The 23452-nt window shown below is 63.6% G+C and carries 19 protein-coding genes and 1 other RNA gene; 19 read left to right on the top strand and 1 reads right to left on the bottom strand.

Annotated features, from left to right (window positions below; genetic code table 11):
* Positions 1–19 precede the first annotated feature (19 nt).
* The 17 genes from rnpB (at position 20) to lpxC (ending at position 18814) form a co-directional block, all read left to right on the top strand.
* An RNA gene (rnpB, locus tag V3388_RS09405) (RNase P RNA component class A) lies at positions 20–371 on the top strand.
* 301 nt (positions 372–672) lie between these two features.
* The gene (gene mraZ, locus V3388_RS09400) at positions 673–1125 is read left to right on the top strand and encodes a division/cell wall cluster transcriptional repressor MraZ (protein WP_336367265.1); all 453 of its coding nucleotides are present in this window, start codon (positions 673–675) and stop codon (positions 1123–1125) included.
* Positions 1125–2078 carry a 16S rRNA (cytosine(1402)-N(4))-methyltransferase RsmH gene (rsmH, locus tag V3388_RS09395; RefSeq protein WP_336367264.1) on the top strand — a complete coding sequence of 318 codons (954 nt, stop codon included), beginning with the start codon at positions 1125–1127 and terminating at the stop codon, positions 2076–2078. The genes mraZ and rsmH overlap by 1 nt, the downstream gene beginning before the upstream one ends.
* Before the next feature lie 24 nt (positions 2079–2102).
* Positions 2103–2507, top strand: coding sequence for a cell division protein FtsL (ftsL, locus tag V3388_RS09390; protein WP_336367263.1), 405 nt, complete (start codon positions 2103–2105; stop codon positions 2505–2507).
* A 57-nt stretch (positions 2508–2564) separates the two neighbouring features.
* On the top strand, positions 2565–4304 hold the full coding sequence (locus tag V3388_RS09385) for a peptidoglycan D,D-transpeptidase FtsI family protein (protein WP_442915625.1): 1740 nt from the start codon (positions 2565–2567) through the stop codon (positions 4302–4304).
* A 4-nt stretch (positions 4305–4308) separates the two neighbouring features.
* Positions 4309–5793, top strand: coding sequence for a UDP-N-acetylmuramoyl-L-alanyl-D-glutamate--2,6-diaminopimelate ligase (locus V3388_RS09380; protein ID WP_336367261.1), 1485 nt, complete (start codon positions 4309–4311; stop codon positions 5791–5793).
* Positions 5790–7181, top strand: a complete 1392-nt coding sequence (locus V3388_RS09375) for a UDP-N-acetylmuramoyl-tripeptide--D-alanyl-D-alanine ligase (RefSeq protein ID WP_336367260.1) — start codon at positions 5790–5792, stop codon at positions 7179–7181. Before V3388_RS09380 ends, V3388_RS09375 begins: the two co-directional genes overlap by 4 nt.
* Positions 7166–8251, top strand: a complete 1086-nt coding sequence (mraY, locus tag V3388_RS09370; protein ID WP_336367259.1) for a phospho-N-acetylmuramoyl-pentapeptide-transferase — start codon at positions 7166–7168, stop codon at positions 8249–8251. Before V3388_RS09375 ends, mraY begins: the two co-directional genes overlap by 16 nt.
* Before the next feature lie 12 nt (positions 8252–8263).
* Complete coding sequence (gene murD, locus V3388_RS09365) at positions 8264–9613, top strand: UDP-N-acetylmuramoyl-L-alanine--D-glutamate ligase (RefSeq protein WP_336367258.1); 1350 nt, start codon at positions 8264–8266, stop codon at positions 9611–9613.
* Positions 9610–10809 (top strand): putative lipid II flippase FtsW, encoded by a 1200-nt coding sequence (ftsW, locus tag V3388_RS09360; RefSeq protein ID WP_336367257.1) that lies wholly within the window; start codon positions 9610–9612, stop codon positions 10807–10809. Before murD ends, ftsW begins: the two co-directional genes overlap by 4 nt.
* Positions 10806–11891: an undecaprenyldiphospho-muramoylpentapeptide beta-N-acetylglucosaminyltransferase gene (gene murG, locus V3388_RS09355; protein WP_336367256.1), complete on the top strand. Its 1086-nt coding sequence runs from the start codon at positions 10806–10808 to the stop codon at positions 11889–11891. The genes ftsW and murG overlap by 4 nt, the downstream gene beginning before the upstream one ends.
* On the top strand, positions 11884–13329 hold the full coding sequence (gene murC, locus V3388_RS09350) for a UDP-N-acetylmuramate--L-alanine ligase (protein ID WP_336367255.1): 1446 nt from the start codon (positions 11884–11886) through the stop codon (positions 13327–13329). The genes murG and murC overlap by 8 nt, the downstream gene beginning before the upstream one ends.
* Positions 13322–14296, top strand: a complete 975-nt coding sequence (locus tag V3388_RS09345; RefSeq protein ID WP_336367254.1) for a D-alanine--D-alanine ligase — start codon at positions 13322–13324, stop codon at positions 14294–14296. The genes murC and V3388_RS09345 overlap by 8 nt, the downstream gene beginning before the upstream one ends.
* Positions 14289–15128 (top strand): cell division protein FtsQ/DivIB, encoded by an 840-nt coding sequence (locus V3388_RS09340; RefSeq protein WP_336367253.1) that lies wholly within the window; start codon positions 14289–14291, stop codon positions 15126–15128. Before V3388_RS09345 ends, V3388_RS09340 begins: the two co-directional genes overlap by 8 nt.
* 35 nt (positions 15129–15163) lie before the next feature.
* Positions 15164–16399: a cell division protein FtsA gene (gene ftsA / locus V3388_RS09335; protein ID WP_336367252.1), complete on the top strand. Its 1236-nt coding sequence runs from the start codon at positions 15164–15166 to the stop codon at positions 16397–16399.
* Between the two features lie 107 nt (positions 16400–16506).
* Positions 16507–17664, top strand: coding sequence for a cell division protein FtsZ (gene ftsZ / locus V3388_RS09330; protein WP_336367251.1), 1158 nt, complete (start codon positions 16507–16509; stop codon positions 17662–17664).
* A gap of 232 nt (positions 17665–17896) precedes the next feature.
* Entirely contained in the window at positions 17897–18814 is a 918-nt protein-coding gene (lpxC, locus tag V3388_RS09325; RefSeq protein ID WP_336367250.1) for a UDP-3-O-acyl-N-acetylglucosamine deacetylase, read from the top strand.
* Between the two features lie 11 nt (positions 18815–18825).
* Here lpxC and V3388_RS09320 read toward each other — a convergent pair whose 3' ends face one another.
* Positions 18826–19248, bottom strand: coding sequence for a DciA family protein (locus tag V3388_RS09320; RefSeq protein ID WP_336367310.1), 423 nt, complete (start codon positions 19246–19248; stop codon positions 18826–18828).
* 276 nt (positions 19249–19524) lie between these two features.
* Between V3388_RS09320 and V3388_RS09315 the strand changes: the two genes are divergently transcribed.
* Together V3388_RS09315 and secA are read left to right on the top strand one after the other, a co-directional pair.
* Entirely contained in the window at positions 19525–20460 is a 936-nt protein-coding gene (locus V3388_RS09315; RefSeq protein ID WP_336367249.1) for a peptidoglycan DD-metalloendopeptidase family protein, read from the top strand.
* Positions 20461–20627: 167 nt separating this feature from the next.
* Positions 20628–23378 (top strand): preprotein translocase subunit SecA, encoded by a 2751-nt coding sequence (gene secA, locus V3388_RS09310; protein ID WP_336367248.1) that lies wholly within the window; start codon positions 20628–20630, stop codon positions 23376–23378.
* Positions 23379–23452 lie beyond the last annotated feature (74 nt).

Here is a 23452-nt window from a genome sequence, read left to right as displayed (position 1 = left end):
CGGGGGGTATTGTCTCGCCCGAGCTCGCCAGACAGTCGCCGCCGGCCTCGGCCGGGGGAGGAAAGTCCGGGCTCCATAGGGCAAGGTGCCAGGTAACGCCTGGGCGGCGCGAGCCGACGGAAAGTGCAACAGAAAGCAAACCGCCTAAGCACCTTCGGGTGCCGGTAAGGGTGAAACGGTGCGGTAAGAGCGCACCGCGTGACTGGCAACAGTTCACGGCGATGGTAAACCCCACCTGGAGCAAGACCAAATAGGAATCCAATGGCGTGGCCCGCGCTGGATTCGGGTAGGTTGCTTGAGGCCTGTGGTGACGCAGGCCCTAGATGAATGACTGTCCACGACAGAACCCGGCTTATCGGCGAGCTCACTTTCATTCCTGCATTACTGATATCGGATATCACTCCCTTCCTGTTATAGCCAAAAAATCTTAAACCTCATTTTGCGTCTTTGAATTTCGGCGCAGGTGGTTGATTTCTATTCTTTTCTTATCCGTAACCTTTGCGCCATCTCAAATCATCGCCTCTAAGTTCCTGTCATAAAAGGAAGTTTTCCTGCTCCGACGCCATGGGCGGCGCTTGCATTGTCTCAGGCGTGTTTCTATAGTGTGCGGAAGTGGGGAAAAGTGGTGTCTAGTGGTTATTTGTGGAAATTAGAGCCCCAGAGACGGTGTAAATGAGCAACTTCTTTGGCAGTCATGCCATCAACATGGATGCAAAGGGTCGCATGGCGATCCCGACCAAGGTCCGCGAGACGCTCTCGCAGATCTGTGGTGGCCGCATCGTGGTGACGGCGAACGCCGATGAAGAGCACTGTCTGCTGATCTACCCCGAGACGGAATGGAACGTGCTGCGCCCAAAAATCGAGGCGCTGCCAAACATGCACAAGTCGGTACGGCGGCTGCAGCGGTTGCTGCTTGGTAATGCGGCGGAAATGGAGCTGGACTCTGCGGGGCGTATCCTCATTCCGCCCACGCTTCGCCGATACGCGGACCTTGAAAAGAAGCTGATGTTGATTGGCCAGGGCAACAAGCTCGAGCTGTGGAGCGAAGAGCGCTGGATTGCCTGGCTGGATGAATCCTCGGGAGACGATGATATGCCGCCGGAAATGCAGGCGTTGTCGCTGTGATGACGGCTCGCCACGAGGCAGACCCACTGAGCCACCGCTCGGTCCTGTTGGACCTGGCGGTGGAGCTGGTTGTGGTTCGCCCCGACGGCCGCTACATCGATGGCACCTTCGGTCGGGGCGGCCACAGTCGCCTGATGCTCGAGTCCTTGAGTGGTGACGGGCGGCTGCTGGGTATCGACAAAGATCCGGAAGCCATTGCTGTCGCTCGGGCCCTGGCCGAGGGCGATAGCCGGTTTTCGTGGTTCCACGGCTCGTTTGCGGAGATTGATCAGGCGGCCACGGTGGCTGGCTGGGATCGGGTAGACGGTGTCCTGCTGGACCTGGGGGTATCGTCACCGCAGCTGGACGATCCTGAGCGGGGCTTTAGTTTTCTGCGTGACGGCCCCCTGGACATGCGGATGAATCCGCAGCAGTCCCCCAGCGCCGCCGAGTGGCTGGCGACTGCCGAGGAGCGGGAGATTGCTGATGTGATCTGGCGCTACGGCGAAGAGCGGTTTTCCAGGCGGATTGCCCGGCAGGTGGTGGCGCGTCGTCAGGAGGCGCCAATCCAGACCACCCGCGAGCTGGCCGCGCTGGTCAGTGACGCGGTGCCGAAAAAGGACAAGCACAAGCATCCGGCGACCCGGACGTTTCAGGCCATCCGGATGCACATCAATCGCGAGCTTGAAGATCTGGAGCAGGGGCTGTCGGCCGCCGCACAACGCCTGTCGCCGGGTGGTCGGCTTGTGGTGATCAGTTTCCACTCGCTGGAAGACCGGCTGGTGAAGCGCTTCATGCGGGATCTGGCGCGCGGGCCGAAGATTCCCAAGGGCATTCCGGTAACGGCCGACCAGGAGCGCTCGGCGTTTCGGCTGGCGAGCAAGGCCATTCGTGCAAGCGATGAGGAAGTTCGTGACAACGTTCGGGCACGCAGTGCAGTGATGCGCGTGCTGGAACGGGTTTACAACGATTAACCAGCGCGGGGGAGCGCAAACGTTATGGGCGCGGTAGCCATCGAACGGCCGGCCAATTCGGCGACAAAAGGAAAGGAAAAGGTCCGGGGCGGGATGGTGTCCGCCGTGCGTCTGTCCCGGCAGGTTTTTGAAAGGCTGAGACAGAAGCAGGTGCTGGTGTCGGTAGTGTTGATCGGATTGCTGGTGGCCTCGTCCATCGGTGTGGTGGTCAGCGCCCATGAGAACCGCACTCTGTTCAGCACGCTGTCCAGCCTCCAGGCCAAGCGCGATCAGTACCATCGGGAGTGGAGTCAGTTGCTGCTTGAGCAGAGCGCCCTGAGCGCCCATGGCCGGGTTGAGAAGCTGGCGGCCCAGCGCTTCGATATGGTGGTGCCTGGCCGTGAGGACATTGTTCTGGTACCGGTGTTGCCGGTCGCCGGAGCCCGGTGAGCACGACGTGACGGCAGATAAACACAACGAAAAGCAACCATCGTCAGGGTGATTTGAGTGGCCGGTCAGGGAGCACAACCAGCACGGCAGTCCGTTCCAGCCGCTACCCGGCAAGGGTGGCGGTTCGCCGTTGTGGTGGGCGTGTTTCTGGCCGTCATGGCAGCACTGATCTGGCGGCTGGTGGACTTGCAGGTGGTGGACCAGGCCTTCCTGCGCAAGCAGGGTGATGTCCGCACCATACGGGTAGAAACCATTGACGCACACCGGGGTGTCATCACCGATCGTCACGGCGAGCCGCTCGCGGTCAGTGCGCCGGTTCAGACCCTCTGGGCCAACCCCTCCCGCATGGATCCGGATGAGCCCCGCCTGACCAACCTGGCCCGGCTCCTTGGCATCCACGAAGCCACGCTCCGCGAGCGTCTGCGGGACTACGCCAGCCGGGAATTTATCTATTTGCGCCGTAAAATCCAGCCGTCCCTGGCCCAGCAGGTCATGGATCTGGGCATCGACGGTGTCTACAGCCGGCAGGAGTATCGCCGTTATTACCCGGCGGGTGAGGTCACGTCCCATGTCGTCGGCTTTACGAACATCGATGAGCACGGCCAGGAAGGTATGGAGCTGTCCTACGACGACTGGCTGTCCGGCGAGCCCGGCAGCAAGCGGGTGCTCAAGGACAACCGGGGTCGGGCCATCAAGGACCTGGCGCTGATTCGCGACGCCCAGCCAGGCCACGACCTGAACCTCAGTATTGATCTACGGCTCCAGTACCTGGCCTACCGCGAACTGAAAGCCATGGTCCAGGCCCAGAGTGCCCGTGGTGGCACCATGGTCATGCTCGACGTGGACACCGGCGAAGTGCTGGCCATGGTCAACCAGGGTGCATACAACCCCAACGACCGCAGCCAACTGGATCCGGTCAATCTTCGCAACAAGGCGGTGACCGACCTGTTTGAGCCCGGCTCCACCATGAAGCCGATCACCATGGCGGCGGCGCTTTCCTCCGGCAAATACCACGTCGGGGATATGATCGACACCAATCCCGGCTACCGCCGATTCGGGCGCTTCACGATTCGGGACGAGCGCAATTACGGTGTGCTGAGCCTCACCGACATCATCGTCAAATCCTCCAACGTGGGCATCAGCCGGATCGCCAACGATTTGGGCGGCGATGTCGTTCGCGACCTTTACAGCCGCCTCGGGATTGGCCAGCCCACTGGCATCGGCTTCCCCGGTGAGGCCGTCGGCGTGTTGCCGGCACCACCCTCCTGGTACCCGGTGGAGGAGGCAACCCTCTCCTACGGTTACGGTCTAAGTCTCAATGCCCTGCAGCTGGCCCAGGCTTATATGGTTCTGGCGAACGGTGGTATCCGCTACCCGATCAGCCTGCTGCGACTGAACGAAGCGCCCCGGGGCGAGCGGGTTCTGTCGGAGAAGGTCACGGCAGAAGTGCGCGCCATGCTCAAAAGCGTCGTAGACCGGGGCACCGGCACCCGGGCGGACCCTGGGCTGTATTCGGCCGGCGGCAAGACCGGCACGGTGCACCTGGTCGGCGCGCACGGCTATGAAGACAGCCAGTACAAAGGCATTTTTGCCGGTATGGCGCCGATTGATCATCCCAGGATCGTCACGGTGGTGGCAGTGGACGCGCCCCAGTCCGGCGAATACTACGGTGGCGAGGTTGCGGCGCCGGTGTTTGCCCGTGTCATGAGCGACGCCCTGCGACTTCTGAACGTCAAACCAGAGCTGGAAGTCTCCGGTTCAAGTTCCCGTCCCGGCCATTCCGGGGAGCGAGGTTAACGCCATGTGCATCATGTCCCTCAGTGCGCTGCTGCACGGCATTGCCGAGGTGCCGTCGGTGTTCGATGTCACCATCCACGGCCTGCAGACCGACAGCCGGGATGTCCGTGCCGGCGACGCTTTTGTCGCCCTGGCGGGTGCGCGAACGCCAGCGGACCAGTACATCGATGCGGCCATTGCGGCGGGCGCGATCGTCGTTCTGCTGGAGGCGCCGATGCCCGGGCAGTGTTATGAGCACCATGGCGCGCTGATCGTGCCAGTGGCGGGCCTGCGTCAGCAGCTCGGGCGGATTGCCGACCGGTTTTTCGAGCACCCGTCGCAGCGGCTGCGGTTGGTGGGTGTCACCGGCACCAACGGCAAGACCTCGGTCACCAGTTTCGTCGCCCAGCTTCTCCGGGAAACCGGCACCCCTTGTGGTCTGCTTGGCACCCTGGGCTACGGCATGCCCGACGCCCTCCGCCCGGCCAGTCACACGACGCCGGACGTGGTCCGGATCAACCGGGAACTGTACCGGATTCTGGAGCAGGGCGGGCGCGCCGCGGCCATGGAAGTGTCGTCCCACGCCCTGGACCAGGGGCGGACCGATCAGATCAAGGTCACCGGCGCGGTGTTCACCAACCTGACCCGGGACCACCTGGATTATCACGGCACCATGGAAGCTTACGGCGCGGCCAAGGCCCGGCTGTTCTTCCGGGAAGGTCTTCACTTTGCGGTTATCAACGTCGACGATCCCTTCGGACGCCAGCTTTATGAGCAGCTGGACGGTCAGTGCGATCGAGTGCGTTTCAGCCTGCACGAGCCCCAGACGGAACTCTGGCTGAAGCGGTTTTCGCCCACTGATGAGGGCTTCGAGGCATCCGTGGATGGTCAGTGGGGCAGTTTTGATATTCAGGTGCCGTTGATGGGCAGCTTCAATGCCAGCAACGTGCTGGCAGCCATGGCCGCCGTGATGGCGCTGGGCGTGCCGGTCGACCGGGTGCGTCAGGCGGTGTCGCGGCTGGTGCCGCCGCCGGGGCGCCTTGAGCGTCTCTCGGGCGCCAACGGCGAGCGGGTCGTGGTGGATTATGCCCATACCCCGGATGCGCTGGCCAACGCGCTGACGGCCCTGCGCCCCCACGTTGGCGGCCGCCTCGTGTGTGTGTTTGGCTGCGGCGGCGACCGGGACGCGGGCAAGCGCCCGGAGATGGCCCGGGAAGCCGAGCGTCTCGCGGACAGCGTCATTGTCACCGACGACAACCCGAGAACCGAAGACCCCGCCGCCATCGTCAGCGATATCCTGGCGGGGTTTGATTCGCCGGAGGCGGTCAGGGTGCTGCACGACCGCGCCGAAGCCATTGCTGCGGCCATTGCGCTGGCCGGGCCGGACGACCTGGTGCTGATCGCCGGCAAGGGCCATGAAACCTATCAGGACGTGGCCGGTCAGCGCCTGCCGTTCAGCGATACCGAGCAGGTGCGCCACTGCTTGAAACTCAATGGGGGTGTGGCATGATGCGCGCCTTTTCACTGGCCGAGGCCTGCCAGTGGGCCAGCGCCCGTTGCGACCAGGACAGCCTGGACGACCGTCAGTTCACCGGTGTGTCCACCGACAGCCGTTCGGTCCGCCCGGGTGATCTGTTTGTTGCGCTTCGGGGCGACCGGTTTGACGGCCACCGGTTCCTGAAGGGCGTGGAGGCCGCCGGCGCCGCTGCCGCCGTAGTGGATGAGGCCCAGCCGGGCGTCTCCCTGCCGCAGTTGGTTGTGGATGATACCGTCGACGCCCTGGCCCGGCTGGCGGCGGGTCATCGTCGGCAGAGTGGTGCCCGGCTGATGGCGGTTACCGGCAGCAGCGGCAAGACCACGGTTCGTGAAATGGCGGCGGCGATTCTGTCCGAAATGGGGCCCACACTGGCCACCGAGGGCAACCTGAACAACCACATTGGCGTGCCCCTGACGCTTTTTCGCCTGGCGCCCGAGCACCGCTTCGGCGCGATCGAGCTGGGTGCCAGCGGCGTGGGCGAGATTGCCCACACGGTGGCGATCACCCGCCCCGAGGTGGTGATGCTGACCAACGCCGGCCAGGCGCACCTGGAGCGTTTTGGCAGCTACGAGAACATCGTGGAGGCCAAGGGCGAGATTATTGAGGGCGTCATGGACGGCGGTGTCGTGGTGCTGAACCGGGATGACCCGGCCTTTGACATCTGGCGCCAGCGAGCCGGTGAACGCCGCGTCGTCAGCATCAGCCAGCAGGGGCGGAAAGACGCCGATTACCGGTTGCTGCGGGCGGTTGATGACCACGGCCAGCAGCGGCTGACCGTCGCTGGCCCTGACGGCTGGCAGCTTGAACTGTCTCTGCCCCTGCCGGGCGTTCACAACCAGGCGAATGCGCTCATGGTGATCGCCGCCTCCCGGGCACTGGGCGCCACCGATGCGCAGTTGCAAGCGGGCTTTGCCCGCATGCAGCCGGTCAAGGGCCGGCTCAACCGGATGGTGCTGAGCGAGCATCTGACGGTGATTGATGACAGCTACAACGCCAATCCGGCGTCCATCAAGGCGGCGCTGGCGGTACTGTCCGGGGAACCGGGGCAGACCGTGGCGGTGTTGGGGGCGATGGCCGAACTGGGGCCCCGGGCTCGTGACTACCACCGGGAGGTCGGTGCCTGTGCGCGGGAGCTGGGCATACAGCGCCTGCTGGCGGTGGGTGCGGGTGCCGAGGGATACGCCGACGGCTTTGGCCCGCAGACAGAAATAATGACCGATCACCAGGCCGCGGTGGACGCGGTTCTGGCTACGCCGGGTGCCGATATGACGGTGCTCGTGAAAGGTTCTCGCAGTTCCGCCATGGACCGCGTGGTGGAGGGAATTCAAAAGAAGGTGACTAACGCATGCTGCTCTGGCTGACAGAGATTCTTTCCCAGTATTTTTCGGCGCTGACGGTGTTTCAGTACCTGACCCTGCGCGCCATCCTGGGCATTCTGACCGCGCTGCTGATCTCACTGATGATCGGCCCGATGATGATCCGCAAGCTCAGCCAGTATCAGATTGGCCAGGCCGTTCGCGACGATGGCCCGCAGTCTCACCTGAGCAAGGCCGGCACGCCTACCATGGGAGGTGCGCTCATTCTGGTGGCGATTGCGGTCAGCACCCTGCTTTGGGCGGATCTGAGCAATCGCTACGTCTGGGTCACCCTGCTGGTGACACTGCTGTTCGGCGCCATCGGCTGGGTCGACGATTACCGCAAGGTCGTTGAGCGTAACCCCCGCGGCCTGCCTGCCCGCTGGAAGTACCTCTGGCAGTCGGTGATCGGCGCCGGCGCGGCCCTCTATTTGTACGGCAGCGCTTCGCTGCCCCAGGAAACCTCGCTCTACTTGCCCTTCATGAAGCAGGTCTCGCTGACCCTGGGCCCGGTGCTGTTCATCCTGCTGACCTACTTCGTGATAGTGGGCAGCAGCAACGCCGTCAACCTGACCGACGGGCTCGACGGCCTCGCGATCATGCCCACGGTGATGGTAGCCGGCGCGCTGGCGGTGTTTGCTTATCTGTCCGGCCACGCGCAGTTTGCCAATTACCTGCTGATTCCCCACCTGCCCGGTACCGGCGAGCTGATCATTTTCTGCGGTTCCCTGGTGGGGGCCGGCCTGGGGTTTCTCTGGTTCAACACCTATCCCGCGCAGGTGTTCATGGGAGACGTGGGCGCGCTGGCGCTGGGCGCGGCCCTGGGTGTGGTGGCCGTGATCGTGCGCCAGGAAATTGTGCTGTTCATCATGGGCGGCGTGTTTGTGATGGAAACCGTGTCGGTGATCCTGCAGGTGGCGTCCTTCCGCCTGACCGGTCGCCGCATTTTTCGCATGGCACCGCTGCACCATCATTTTGAACTCAAAGGCTGGCCTGAGCCGCGAGTGATCGTCCGTTTCTGGGTGGTTACCGTGGTGCTGGTGCTGATTGGCCTGGCCAGCCTCAAGATACGCTGAACGGATTTGTCCATGAGTGTGATTGCATCGGATCGTCGAACGCTGGTGGTAGGGCTCGGGAAAACCGGGCTCTCCTGCGTGCGCTTCCTGCAGGCGCAGGGGCGGTCCGTTGCCGTGGCGGACAGCCGCGCCGAACCGCCGGGCCTGGACACCCTGCGCGCCGAATATCCGGACGTGCCCGTGTTGCTCGGGCCGTTCCAGCCGGAGCGATTCACCGCTTACAGCGAGCTGGTGGTCAGCCCCGGCATTGCGATCTCGGAACCGGCCATTGCGGCCGCGGCGGAAAACGGCGCCCGCATCCGTGGCGACATCGATCTGTTCGCGGAGGTGGCCGAGGCGCCCATCGTGGCCATTACCGGCTCCAACGGCAAAACCACCGTGACCACCCTGGTGGGTGAGATGGCCCGGGCCGCCGGACGGCGGGTGGAAGTGGGCGGCAACATCGGTACGCCGGCGCTGGATTTGCTGGGCCGGGGGGCGGACCTGTATGTCCTCGAGCTGTCCAGTTTCCAGCTGGAAACCACCACGGACCTCGGCGCGCTGGCGGCCACCATCCTGAACATCAGCGATGATCACATGGACCGCTATCCGAACAAGATGGCCTACTACCAGGCCAAGCAGCGGATCTACCAGGGCGCCCGCCACGCCATCGTCAACCTGGACGATGCCCTGAGCACGCCCATGGCCAGGGACACCCTGCGGTTCATCTGTTACGGCTTCCACCGGGTCAACCCGGAAACCTTCAGCACCCGGGACGATGACGAAGGCACCTGGATCACCTGGGGGCTCGACAACCTGCTGCTGACCCGGGAGCTGGGCCTGATCGGCCACCACAATGTCAGCAATGTGATGGCGGCGCTGGCCCTGGGTAAGGCCGCAGGGCTGCCGATGCCAGTCATGTTGGACGTCGCTCGTCGGTTCCGGGGGCTGCCTCATCGGTGCGAGTTTATCCGTACCCTGGACGGGGTGGAGTACATCAACGATTCCAAAGGCACCAACGTGGGCGCGACTGTGTCTGCCATCGAGAGCCTCGCGCCGGCGTCCGGTGACGGCAAGGTGGTCCTGATCGCCGGTGGTGAAGGTAAGGGCGCGGACTTTGCGCCGCTGGAGGCGCCGCTGTCCCTGCACGGTCGCGCGGCGGTGCTGATCGGCCGCGACGCGCCCCTGCTGGCCTCAGCCATTGGCCACGCCGTGCCCGTTGTGAACGCAAGCAGTCTGGACGATGCCCTGGCCCAGGCCCGGCGTCTGGCCCAGCCGGGGGATCGGGTGTTGCTGTCACCGGCGTGTGCCAGCTTTGACATGTTCCGGGACTATGAAGACCGGGGCGACCAGTTCCGCCAGCGGGTGGAGGCGTTGTCATGATTGGCTCCCTGTCCATTCGCGCGCACACGCTCCAGGCCGGTTGGCTTCAGCGGGTTGAGCCGCTGCCGTTGCTGCTGGTCAGCGCCATCGCCCTGATGGTGGTCGGCGTGGTGATGATTTCCTCGGCCTCCATGGACATGGCCGCCGACACCACCGGCAATGCCTACTACTACGTGATCCGGCAACTGGTGTTCGCCATGATGGGCTGTGGCCTGGCGCTGGTGGCGGTGAACATCCCGATCAGCTGGTGGCAGCGCAGCGGCTGGTTGCTGTTGGCGGCGGGCCTGGCGGTGCTGGTTCTGGTGCTGACACCGGTGGGGCGTACGGTCAACGGGTCCACCCGCTGGATTCCTTTTGGGCTGTTCAACGTGCAGGTGTCGGAAGTGGCTAAGCTGTGCCTCGTGGCCTATCTGGCCGGCTACGTCGTGCGCCGGCGGGACGAGCTACTGAATACCTGGCCGGGTTTCCTCAAGCCCCTGGCGATTCTGGGCGTGGCGTCGTTCCTGCTGGTCATTGAACCGGATTTCGGCGCCACCGTGGTGCTCGTGGCCGCCGCCGCCGGCATGATTTTCCTGAGCGGCGTCCGGCTCGGGCGCTTCGTCCCGTTGATTCTGGCCCTGATCCTCATTGGCTCCCTGCTGATTCTGACCCAGCCGTACCGGATCAAGCGCGTCGTCAGTTACCTCGACCCCTGGAAGGATCAATTCGACAGCGGTTATCAGCTGACCCAGTCCCTGATTGCCTTCGGGCGCGGCGAATGGTTTGGCGTTGGTCTGGGCAATTCCGTGCAGAAGCTGTTCTACCTGCCGGAGGCCCACACCGATTTCATCTTCGCGATCATTGCCGAAGAATTCGGCCTGATCGGTGCCATCACCGTGCTGACTCTGTTCGCGGTGCTGGTGGTCTCCGGCCTGGTGATTGCCCGTCGCGCCGAGCGTGCCGGCATGCCCTACGCCGCCTGCTTTGGTTACGGTCTCAGCCTGATTATTGGCCTGCAGGCGGGCATCAACATGGCGGTGAGCACCGGCCTTCTGCCCACCAAAGGGTTGACCCTCCCGCTGGTGAGCTACGGTGGGTCCAGCCTGATGATGACCTGCATAGCCATTGGTGTGCTGGTGCGCATCGATATGGAGCGACAGGACCGGGCCCGCGCCGGTGACAAGCGCGACGGCCAGCGTCCGGGAGGTGCCTCATGAGCGCGTCCCGCCGTTTCCTGGTTATGGCCGGCGGCACCGGGGGGCATGTGTTCCCCGCGCTGGCCACCGCCCGGGCGCTTCAGGCGCAGGGCCACGAGGTGTTCTGGCTTGGCGCAGCCGGGGGTATGGAGCAGCGGCTGATCGCCGACACCGGCATCCCGCTGTCGCTGATTCACGTTTCCGGGCTGCGGGGCAAGGGCAGGCTGGCCCTGCTTATGGCGCCGTTTCGTCTTTGCCGAGCCCTGGGCGAGGCCTTTACCGTGGTACGCAGGTTGCGCCCGGATTGCGTGCTGGGTATGGGGGGCTTTGTCACCGGCCCCGGTGGCGTGGCCGCCTGGCTGACCCGGACGCCCCTCGTGATCCATGAACAGAATGCGGTCGCCGGTCTGACCAACCGTCTGCTGGTGCGTTTTGCGCACACGGTTCTGGAAGCGTTCCCAGGCAGTTTTGGCGCGCAGGTCGTGACTCGCTGCACCGGCAATCCGGTGCGTCAGGATCTGGCCCGACTGCCGGCGCCGGAGGAACGCCTGGCGGGCCGTAACGGCCGGCTTCGCCTGCTGGTGGTGGGCGGCAGCCTGGGCGCGCAGGTGTTCAACGAACAGGTGCCCCAGGCCCTGTCGCGGGTGCCGGAAGTGCTGCGCCCGGACGTTCGCCATCAAACCGGGGAAAATAAGTATGAGACCACCCGGGAGGCATACGCGGCCGCGGGTGTGGAAGGGCGGGTGGAGCCGTTTATCACCGACATGGCAGACGCCTACGGCTGGGCCGATCTCGTCCTTTGCCGGGCCGGTGCACTGACCGTGTCGGAGCTGTGCGCGGCCGGTGTGGCGGCGGTACTGGTGCCTTACCCGCACGCAGTGGACGACCACCAGACCGCCAACGCGCGGCAGATGGTCGAGGCCGGCGGCGCGGTACTGATTCCCCAGCCCCGGCTCACGCCGGCGGCGCTGGCGGACATTCTTGAGAGCCTGGCTGGCGACCGCGCCCGCGTGGAGAAGATGGCGGCGGCGTCGCGCTCGCTGGCCCGGCCCGATGCAACGGAGAGAGTCGTGAATTACTGTCTGGAGGCCGCCAATGGCTGATTCAACCAACCCACCGCTGGTGTTCCAGGTGCCGGAAATGCGCCGGATTCGCCGGATCCACTTCGTGGGTATCGGCGGTTCCGGTATGAGTGGCATTGCCGAGGTGCTCAAGAACCAGGGCTATGACGTGTCCGGTTCGGACCTCCGGCAAAGCGCCGTTACCGAGCGTCTTGCGCGCCTGGGTGTGGACATTCGCATCGGCCACGACGCCGCCCACAGCGACCAGGCGGACGTGGTGGTGGTGTCCTCGGCGGTGACCGCGGACAACCCGGAAGTGGTGTCGGCCCGCCGTCGACGGGTACCCATCGTTCCCCGGGCGGAAATGCTGGCGGAGATCATGCGCTACCGCCACGGCATTGCCGTGGCTGGCACCCACGGCAAGACCACCACCACCAGCCTGATTGCTTCGGTGCTCGGGGAGGCCGGCTTGGACCCTACCTTTGTGATTGGCGGTCGCCTGAACAGTGCCGGTACCAATGCCAAGCTGGGCGGCTCCCGCTACCTGGTGGCAGAGGCGGATGAAAGTGACGCCTCGTTCCTGCATCTGACGCCGGTCATTTCGGTGGTGACTAACATCGAAGCCGATCATATGGACACCTACGGCGGCGATATTGAAAAGCTCAAGCAGACGTTCGTGGACTTCCTCCACAACCTGCCGTTCTACGGCGTTGCCGTGCTCTGTGTGGACGATGAATACGTGCGGGAAATCCAGCCCCGCATTGCCCGGGCCATCATCACCTATGGCATCGACAACCCGGACGCGGACTACCGGGCGGAGCAGATCGTCTCCGATGGCCTCCGTACCCGGTTTGTTGTGAAACGCCCCGGTGCCCGTGCCGATCTGTCGGTTGAGTTGCGGATGCCGGGCCGGCACAACGTGCTCAACGCCCTGGCGGCGATCGCCGTGGCCACCGATGAGGGTGTGGACGACGCGGCCATCTGCAGCGGCCTGTCCGGCTTTGCCGGGGTTGGCCGACGTTTCCAGGTGTACGGCGACTACCAGACCGAAAAGGCCAGCGCCACGCTGGTGGACGACTATGGCCACCACCCCACCGAGGTGGAAGCGGTGATCCGCGCCGCCCATGGTGCCTGGCCGGAGCGTCGTCTGGTGATGCTGTACCAGCCGCACCGTTACACCCGCACCCGGGACCTGTACGAGGATTTCGTCCGGGTACTGTCGGAGGTGGACGTGCTACTGCTGATGGAGGTGTATTCCGCGGGGGAGCCTGCCATCTCCGGCGCCGACGGCCGCGCCCTGTGCCGCAGCATTCGGCAGCGGGGCAAGGTAGACCCAATTTTCATTGAAGACAACGAAGACATCGAAAGCGTGCTGGCGGACGTGCTCCGGGACGGCGACCTGCTGATTACCCAGGGCGCGGGTGACATCGGTGGTGTGGCCGCCCGGTTGGCGGCGGCAGGAGTAAAACGCAGTGAATGAACGACATCACAGCGAGGCTCAGGCCTATCAGGCCGATCCGGAACTTGCCCGAGCGTTTGGCCGGGTGGCTGTGTTCATGGGCGGCGATTCGGCGGAGCGTGAGGTGTCCCTCAAGAGCGGCCGCGCGGTGTTGGCGGCGCTGCAGTCGGCGGGCGTCGATGCCTTTGGTGTGGACGTGCGTGGCTGCTTGCTTAAGACCGTGGAAGATCCGCAATTTGATCGCGTGTTCATCGCCCTGCACGGTCGGGGCGGGGAAGACGGAACGCTCCAGGCGATCCTGTCCCAGGCGGGCATACCGTATACCGGCAGCCAGATGCTGGCGTCCGCGCTGGCGATGGACAAGCTGCGGACCAAGTTTGTGTTTGAAGGCTGCGGTTTGCCCACGCCCCGTTTCCGGGCCATGACCGCCGAGGACGAGGCCGGTCGGATCCTGTCCGAGCTGCGCCCGCCGCTGGGTGTCAAACCGGCCCATGAAGGCTCCAGCATCGGCATCCGCAAGGTCATCACCGAAGCGGAACTGGCGGAGGCCTACCGTGAGGCGGCGGCCATGGACGATCTGGTGCTGGTGGAAGAATGGGTGGACGGCCCGGAATTTACCGTGAGCCTGCTGCAGGACCGGGCGCTGCCCGCGATCGGCCTGAGCACGGACCATGTGTTCTACGACTATGACGCCAAGTACCTGGCGGACGACACTCGCTACCGGATTCCCTGCGGCCTGTCGCCGGAGGACGAAGTGCGGCTGCAGCAACTGGCCCTGGACGCGTTCCGGGCAGTTGGCGGGCGCACCTGGGGCCGGGTGGACATCATGCAGGATGCCGACGGCCGGTTCTGGCTGCTGGAAGTGAACACAGTGCCCGGCATGACCGACCACAGCCTGGTGCCCATGGCCGCGAAGGCCGCCGGCATCAGCTTCGAAGAACTGGTCGTTCGCATCCTGAAGGACACGCTGGAGGACCGCCATGCTTGACACCCTGCAGCTCAGAAGCCGCGCCGTACCGCCCGAGCCGCCCCGTCGGCGGGGCGCCACCACCACCGAGCCGGACTATGACCGGTTCGGCACGGTGCTGGGCCTGTTGCGCGCGGTGCCCTGGCTGCAGGTGGGCCTGGGAGCCGCCATCGTGCTTGCCGCGGCCATGGTGCCCTGGGGCACCGGCAAGCTGTTGGGCGCCATGGACCAGCAGATCATGACCATCGACGTGAACGGCGACTTTATTGGTGACAGCCGCAACGCCATCGAGCGTCAGGCCGGCAAGTGGGTTGGCAAGAGCTTCTTTGCCACGGATCTGTCGGATATCAAGGCGGACCTCGAGCGGCGCCCGTGGGTGGATTCCGCGGCGGTCCGCCGGGTCTGGCCGGATCGGCTGGTGGTGAATATCCGGGAGAAGAAGCCGCTGGCCTACTGGGGCGACGGTCGGCTGGTGAGCCGAAAAGGCGAGGTGTTTAGGCCGGCCAACCCGGAGGTGGCGGGCACGCTACCGACTCTGTCTGGGCCCGATGAACAGGTCCGCGAGGTGATCGATATGGCGCGCAGCCTGAGCGACCGGCTGGCGGCCCACGGGCTGGGCTTTGCCGGGCTGTCCCTGGCGTCCCGGGGCGCGTGGACCCTGAGCCTGGCCAACGGCATCCAGGTGGAGCTTGGCCGGGACCAGGTGGCGGAACGGTTTGACCGGTTCCTGACCGTGTATGAATCGCGACTGGCCTCCCACGCGGCAGAGGTCAGCCGGATTGATGCCCGATACGGGAACGGCGTAGCGGTTCGGTGGAAACGGGATGAACCCGCGGGCGGACCAAAATCCTAGCAATGTAACGACAGACCTCAGGTTTGGTGAAACACATGTCATCGGATGTAACGGAAAACATGATCGTAGGCCTGGACATCGGCACCTCCAAGGTGGTGGCCATTGTCGGCAAGCGCAAGGTGGACGGCACCATTGAGGTGGTCGGGATCGGTTCGCACCCGTCCCGGGGCCTGAAGCGTGGTGTCGTAGTGAACATCGAAACCACCGTGCAGGCCATTCAGAGGGCCGTGGAAGAGGCCGAGCTGATGGCGGGCTGTCGGATTCACTCGGTGTACGCCGGCATTGCCGGTAGCCACATCAAGAGTCTCAACTCCCACGGCATCGTCGCCATCCGGGACCGTGAGGTTACCCAGGCGGACATCGACCGGGTGATCGACGCGGCCCAGGCGGTGGCCATTCCGGCGGACCAGAAGATCCTGCACATCCTGCCCCAGGAGTTTGTGATCGATAGCCAGGAAGGCATCAAGGAGCCCATGGGTATGTCCGGCGTCCGCCTGGAAGCCAAGGTGCATCTGGTGACCTGCGCGGTGAACGCCGCCCAGAACATCGAGAAGTGCGTACGCCGTTGCGGCCTGGACGTGGACGACATCATCCTGGAGCAGCTGGCGTCCAGCCACGCCGTGCTGACCGATGACGAGAAAGAACTGGGTGTCTGCGTGGTGGACATCGGCGGCGGCACCACCGACATCGCCGTGTTCACCGGTGGCGCCATCCGCCACACGGCGGTGATCCCCATTGCCGGCGACCAGGTGACAAACGACATCGCCATGGCGCTACGGACGCCGACCCAGAACGCCGAGGAAATCAAGATTAAATACGCCTGCGCGCTGACCCAGCTTGCGGGCGCGGATGAAACCATCAAGGTGCCCAGCGTGGGCGACCGAGCACCCAGGGATCTCTCCCGTCAGGCGCTGGCCGAAGTGGTCGAGCCCCGGTACGAGGAGCTGTTCACCCTGGTGCAATCGGAGTTGCGCCGGTCCGGGTTTGAAGACCTGATCCCGGCGGGCATCGTGATGACCGGCGGTTCCTCCACCATGGAAGGTGTGGTGGAACTGGCCGAGGAGATCTTCCACATGCCGGTCCGGCTTGCGTCACCGCAGGCCGTGGCGGGCATGACGGAAGTGGTCAACAACCCCATCTACGCCACCGGCGTCGGGCTGTTGATCCATGGCTTCCGCCAGATGGACCTTGGGCGGACGCCGGTGCTCAAGGGGGAGGATGCCCCCTCGCTGTTGGAGCGCATGAAAGCCTGGTTCACGGGGCAGTTCTGACCGGTCCGGGCGGCAGTACACGAAGGTATCTCGAAACTGGCTCAACACCATACATCGCGAATGAACGGCCTGGAAAAGGTCGAAAACAGCACGAAGGAGTAGGGGAAATGTTCGAACTTGTCGATAACATTCAACAGAATGCCGTAATTAAAGTCGTGGGTGTTGGCGGCGGCGGTGGCAACGCCGTGCGTCACATGCTCAACAGCGACATCGAGGGCGTCGAGTTCATCTGCGCCAATACAGACGCCCAGGCCCTGACCGACCTGGACGGCCGCCAGGTGATCCAGCTCGGCGGTAACATCACCAAGGGGCTGGGTGCTGGCGCCAATCCGGAAGTGGGCCGCCAGTCCGCCCTGGAAGACCGCGATCGCATCGCCGAGGCCCTGCACGGCGCCGACATGGTGTTCATCACCGCCGGCATGGGGGGCGGTACCGGTACCGGCGCGGCGCCGATCGTTGCGGAAGTGGCTCGGGAACTGGGTATCCTGACGGTCGCCGTGGTCACCAAGCCGTTCATGTTCGAAGGTGGCAAGCGCATGAGCGTGGCCGAATCCGGCCTGCGTGAGCTGGAAGAGAATGTGGACTCCCTGATCACCATCCCCAACGAAAAGCTGCTGGCGGTCCTGGGCAAGAAGACCAGCCTGCTGGACGCGTTTGCCGCAGCCAATGACGTGTTGCTGGGCGCCGTTCAAGGCATTGCGGACCTGATTACCCGCAACGGTATGATCAACGTTGACTTTGCCGACGTGAAAACCGTGATGTCCGAAATGGGTATGGCGATGATGGGCACGGCCCGCGCCACCGGCGAGAACCGTGCCCGCGAAGCCGCCGAAGCTGCCATCCGCAGCCCGCTGCTGGAAGACATCAACCTGCAGGGCGCCAAGGGTATCCTGGTCAACATCACCGCGGGTATGGACCTCAACCTGGGCGAGTTCTCTGAGGTGGGCGACATTGTTCGCGAGTTCGCTTCGGATTCTGCAACCGTGGTGGTGGGCACCGTCATCGATCCAGAAATGACCGACGAGCTCAAGGTGACCGTGGTGGCAACCGGCCTGGGTGGCGACCGGGAGAAGCCCACCAAGGTGGTGGACAACACCCGCACCCTGGATGGCAAGACCGACTACAACCAGCTGGACCGGCCGGCTGTGCTTCGTCGTCGGGCCGTTACCCATGGCAACGTGGCGATCGATCAGACCAAAGAAAGCGAGGAGCAGAGCGTGGACTATCTCGATATTCCCGCATTCCTGCGCCGCCAGGCTGATTGATAATCTGTTGCAATTGGGAAACTGGCCCAACGGAACCACTGATCCGATCCGCGATAACGGTCGAATGGTTCCGGCAAAAGCCAGTAACGACGCGCGCTGGGTGCCGAGTGTTGGATTTTTGTAAATTCCGGGCTGACCGGCCTGGTTAAATGGTACTCAGTCTTGTTTTCTGGTATTCTCCGGGCGGATTTTTGCCCAGAATATCGCCATTTTGTGACGGAATGATGAACCGATGATCAGACAACGGACACTCAAGAACACCATCCGTGCGACCGGCGTGGGCCTGCATTCGGGGGAAAAGGTTTACCTGACCCTCAAGCCTGCCCCTGTCGACTCAGGCATCATCTTCCGCCGGACCGATCTGGACCCGGCGGTCGAGATTCGTGCCTGCGCGGAAAATGTAGGTGAGACCATGCTGTCCACGACGCTGGTAAAGAGCGGTGTCCGTGTGGCGACGGTAGAGCATCTGCTATCCGCCATGGCGGGTCTCGGTATCGATAACTGCTTCGTCGAACTCAGTGCGGCCGAAGTGCCCATCATGGATGGCTCCGCCGGTCCGTTCGTCTTCCTGCTTCAGTCCGCCGGCATCGCCGAGCAGGACGCGGCCAAGCGCTTCATCCGTATCAAGCGCGAAGTCAGCATTGAAGAAGGTGACAAAGTGGCGACCTTCCTGCCGTTTGAAGGCTTCAAGGTCAGCTTCGGCATTGATTTCGATCACCCGGTCTTCAAGGGCCGGGCCCAGACCACCACTGTGGACTTCTCCAGCACCTCCTTTGTGAAGGAAGTGTCCCGCGCCCGGACCTTCGGGTTCATGCGTGATATCGAGAAGCTGCGGGCGATGAACCTGGCCCTCGGCGGGTCGGTGGACAACGCCATCGTGGTGGACGATTACAAGATCCTTAACGAAGACGGCCTGCGCTATGACGACGAGTTCGTCAAGCACAAGGTGCTGGACGCCATCGGGGACCTGTATCTGCTGGGCAACAGCCTGATCGGTGAGTTCCGGGGCATCAAGTCCGGTCACGATCTGAACAACAAGCTGCTCCGCAAGCTGCTGGCCGAAGAGGAAGCGTGGGAAGTGGTGACCTTCGACAACGAAGCAACCGCGCCCATTTCCTATATGAAGCCGGTGCTGGCGGCCCAGGGCTGAGGGAGGACGCCTCAGCTCCGGATGTGGCTTGCGAGTTTTTCGAGAACCTCGCGCAACGCAGTATCCTTCGTGTGCCCGGCCTCCTCCTTGAGGAGCCGGGCATTTTCTTTACTGAGGGACAGGGGGGCGGGCGGTATGCGCTCGACGAAGCGCGGCGGCGCCACCTTGATCCGCAGTTTCCAGAGAAACTCAAACCCCGCCTGTTGCCGCAGCGTGGTCATCAGCTCGTGCTGACGAAAGCGCAACTGACTGGCCTGTGTGCTGGTGGGTACGGACAGCACCAGTTCCCCTTCCTGGTAGCGAAGAAACCGGACGCCCTGGGCAAGTGGCTCGGGCAGGGCCGCCAGAATGTCGATTTCCGCTTGCCGGTGCCGTTCGGCCCGCTGCATCAGGTCCCGGAGGGTGGGGTTGCTGCTTAACGGGTCCCGGCTCATGGCGGTCACTGACACTCCTGTTGCTGCATTTTTGCTCGACGGGCTGCTTTACGATTGGTTACACTTCGGCACGGTTTATGCGTAGTGCCTGGCCCGCAGCCGTTCTACATTGAACGCTGACGTAAGTGCCTGGTACAACCTCGTGGATACCGCCTGATTGCGCGTATCGAAATGAACGTAGTTGTTGCCAGGGAGTGGCAGCCCATCTGGGCCGACCGGGTCGCAACCGCTACAGGAAGGACTGCGACCCCTCCGATGATACCATCTGACGACACTATGAACATTATTCTGGTGGGTAAGCGCCACGGGCAGTCCCGGGTCCTTGCCCTGAATGGTAAGCGTGCTGCTGGCCTGTGCGGGTTGGCCCTGGGCCTGCTGGTTACAGCTGGCTGGGTGGGCTATCGGGTGGCCACCGCGCAGAGCCAGGCCGCCGAGCCTACGCCGTCCGAGCTGGCGCAGCACTGGCAGGCAAAGCTGGCAGAGCAGCAGGATGCCCTGGAGCACATTCGCCAGTCGTCCCAGCAGCAGATCGACGTCCTCACGGTTCGCCTGGGCCAGATGCAGGGGCGCCTGCTCCGGTTGGATGCCCTGGGTCAGCGTTTTGTCGAGTCCGGCCTGGCGGCCAGTGAAGAGTTCGATTTTGACGAGCCGCCGGCTATGGGTGGCCCGGAAGAGGTGGGCTTGAAGGAGTCCTACACCCTGCCGGCGCTCACCGACATGATCCGGCGGTTGGACGACCAGATCACCGATCGCGAGCAGCAACTTCGCATGCTCGACAAGCTGGCTTCCCGCCAGAAGCTGGAAAAAGAGCGGTACGTCGAAGGTCGGCCCATTCACTGGGGCTGGCTGTCCTCCCAGTACGGCTACCGGACCGACCCGTTCACGGGCAAGCGGGCGTGGCACAGCGGCGTTGATCTGGCCGGTAAAGAGGGCAGCGATGTGGTGGCCGTAGCCGCCGGCGTCGTGACCTGGGCCGGCCCCCGTTACGGCTATGGCAACCTGGTGGAAATCGATCACGGCAACGGCCTGGTTACCCGCTATGCCCACTGCAAGGCGGTTAAGGTGAAGGTTGGCCAGGTGGTCCAGAAGGCGCAAGTGGTTGGCCTGATGGGCAGCACCGGCCGGTCCACCGGTCCGCACGTGCATTTTGAAGTTCGTAAGGACGGTCGTACCACCGACCCTCGGCCTTACATTGCCCGGGCCGATCGCTGATCGGTACCGGCGCCGTCCCCCGTTGTTGCCAATCCCGTCGTCATCACGACGCCTCGTTCTCCCGGTTTTTCCGACGTGACGCTGCAGTGTGCTCTGTGCCTTTTGTCCTGTCTGGAAATAGGGTTAGAATGCCGGCTTCCTTCGTTTAATTAAAGAAGCAGTGGTCTATGTTCTCAAAGCTTGCAACCAAGATGTTCGGCAGTAAAAATGCCCGAGAAATCAAACGGATGCGGAAGATCGTAGCGCGCATCAACGAACTCGAGGAACAGCTTGGCGGGCTTTCCGACGCAGAGCTCCAGGGCCGGACTACGGAGTTCCAGCAGCGGATTCAGGACGGAGAGACCCTCGATGCCCTCTTGCCGGAGGCGTTCGCCACCGTGCGTGAGGCCAGTCGCCGGGTCATGGGTATGCGGCATTTCGACGTGCAGCTGATCGGTGGCATTACCCTGCACGAAGGCCGGATCGCTGAGATGAAAACCGGTGAGGGCAAGACTCTCGTGGCGACCGCGCCGGTGTACCTGAACGCCCTGGCTGGCAAAGGCGTTCACGTCGTCACGGTGAACGACTACCTGGCTCGCCGGGACGCCGAGTGGATGGGCAAACTGTACCGCTTCCTGGGGCTTGAGGTCGGCGTGGTGGTGGCAGGCCAGACCCCCGAAGAAAAGAGGGCGGCATATCGCGCCGACATTACCTACGGCACGAACAACGAATTCGGTTTTGATTACCTTCGCGACAACATGGCGTTCAGCATTGATGACAAGGCGCAGCGCGGTCTGAACTTTGCCATTGTCGACGAGGTGGACTCCATCCTGATCGACGAGGCCCGTACGCCACTGATTATTTCCGGGGCGGCGGAAGACAGCTCCCGCCTGTACCAGGCCATCAACGCCCTGGTGCCCCGGCTTGAGCGGGGCGAGGCGCCGGAGGACGGCGAGCCCACCGGTGATTTCACCATTGATGAAAAATCCCGACAGGTGGAACTGACCGAAGCCGGCCATGAGAAAGTCGAAGAATTGCTGCTGGCTGCGGAACTCCTGAAAGACGGCGAAAACCTCTATTCCGCCACCAACCTGAGCCTGCTTCACCATGTGCACTCCGCGCTGCGCGCGCACCATCTGTTCCAGAAGAACGTGGACTACATCGTGCAGGGCGGCCAGGTGGTGATCGTCGATGAGCACACCGGCCGGACCATGCCGGGCCGTCGGTGGAGCGAGGGTCTGCACCAGGCCATCGAGGCCAAAGAAGGGGTGAAGATCCAGGCGGAAAGCCAGACCCTGGCCTCCACCACCTTCCAGAATTACTTCCGTCTGTACGACAAACTCGCCGGCATGACCGGCACCGCGGACACCGAAGCCTTCGAGTTCCGTGAAATCTATGGCCTGGACGTGGTGGTCATTCCGCCCAACAAGCCGATCCAGCGGATTGATTACAACGATCTGGTCTACCTGACCCAGGAAGAAAAGTTCCACGCCATTATCGATGAAATCAAGGACGTCATGGCCGAGGGCCGGCCGATTCTGGTGGGCACCGCCTCCATCGAAGCGTCGGAACTGCTGTCCATGCTGCTGAAGAAAGCGCGCATTGACCATCAGATACTGAACGCCAAGCAGCACGAGTCCGAGGCCAAGGTCATCGCCCAGGCCGGTCGGGCCGGTGCTGTGACGATCGCCACCAACATGGCCGGCCGGGGCACCGATATCGTCCTGGGCGGCAACTGGGAGTATGAGGCGGCGGGCATAGAAAACCCGACCGAGGAAGAGATTGCCCGCCTCAAGGCCGAATGGACCGAGCGTCACAACCAGGTGCTGGACGCCGGCGGCTTGCATATCATCGGCACCGAGCGCCACGAATCCCGCCGCATTGACAACCAGCTCCGGGGCCGTGCGGGCCGCCAGGGTGACCCGGGCTCGTCCCGGTTCTTCCTGTCCCTGGAAGACAACCTGATGCGCATCTTCGCGCCGGATCGGGTCAAGAGCCTGATGCAGGCGATGGGCATGAAGAAGGGCGAGGCCATTGAGCACCGTATGGTCACCAACGCCATTGAGAAGTCCCAGCGCAAGGTGGAAGGCCGCAACTTCGACATGCGCAAAACCCTGCTGGAATACGATGACGTTGCCAACGACCAGCGTACCGTGATCTACGAGCAGCGCAACGAGGTGATGGCCTCCGACGACATCTCCGAGATGGTTCAATCCATTCGGGAAGACGTGGTCAACGATCTGATCAGCGAGTACATTCCGCCTCAGAGCATGCCGGAGCAATGGGACATCTCCGGGCTTGAGTCCCAGCTGCAGTCCGAGATGGCCGTGGACCTGCCGGTACAGGCCTGGCTGGCCGAGGACAGCAAGCTGTTCGAGGAAAACCTCCGGGAAAAGATCCTCGCCGAGATCGTCAGCGCTTACGAGGCGAAGGAAGCGATTGCCGGCGCCGAGCCCATGCGCAAGTTTGAAAAGCAGGTGTTCCTGCAGGTGCTGGATACCCTCTGGAAAGAGCACCTGTCCAACATGGACCACCTGCGCCGGGGCATTCACCTGCGGGGTTATGCCCAGAAGAACCCGAAGCAGGAGTACAAGCGCGAGGCGTTCAACCTGTTCGAGGATATGCTGGACACCATGAAGCGGGACGTGACCCGCATCCTCTGCCACGTCCGCGTGCAGACGCCCGAGGAAATGGAAGAGGTCGAGCGCCGCCGCAAAGAGGAGCTCGAACAGGAACTGGCCCGTGCGAACATGCGCCACGATGAGTCCAGCGCCACTGCCGAAGCGGCCGCGGCCGCCGAGGCCGAGCGTGGTATGGCTGGCGGGTCCGACAGCCAGCCGGAGACGTTCGTGCGCCAGGAGCGCAAGGTGGGGCGTAACGAGCCCTGTCCGTGCGGGTCCGGTAAAAAATATAAGCAGTGCTGCGGACGGGTCAGCTGATCCGGGCGACATCGGAGCCACGGTCATCGCGCAAGGATCGTGCACCGAGAACGCAGTGACTGAGAGCACAGGGA

Source organism: Marinobacter sp. C2H3, from assembly GCF_037080155.1.
GTDB lineage: Bacteria > Pseudomonadota > Gammaproteobacteria > Pseudomonadales > Oleiphilaceae > Marinobacter.
The sequence above is the reverse complement of the archived record's forward strand: the minus strand, read 5'-3'. Positions and strand labels throughout refer to the sequence as shown.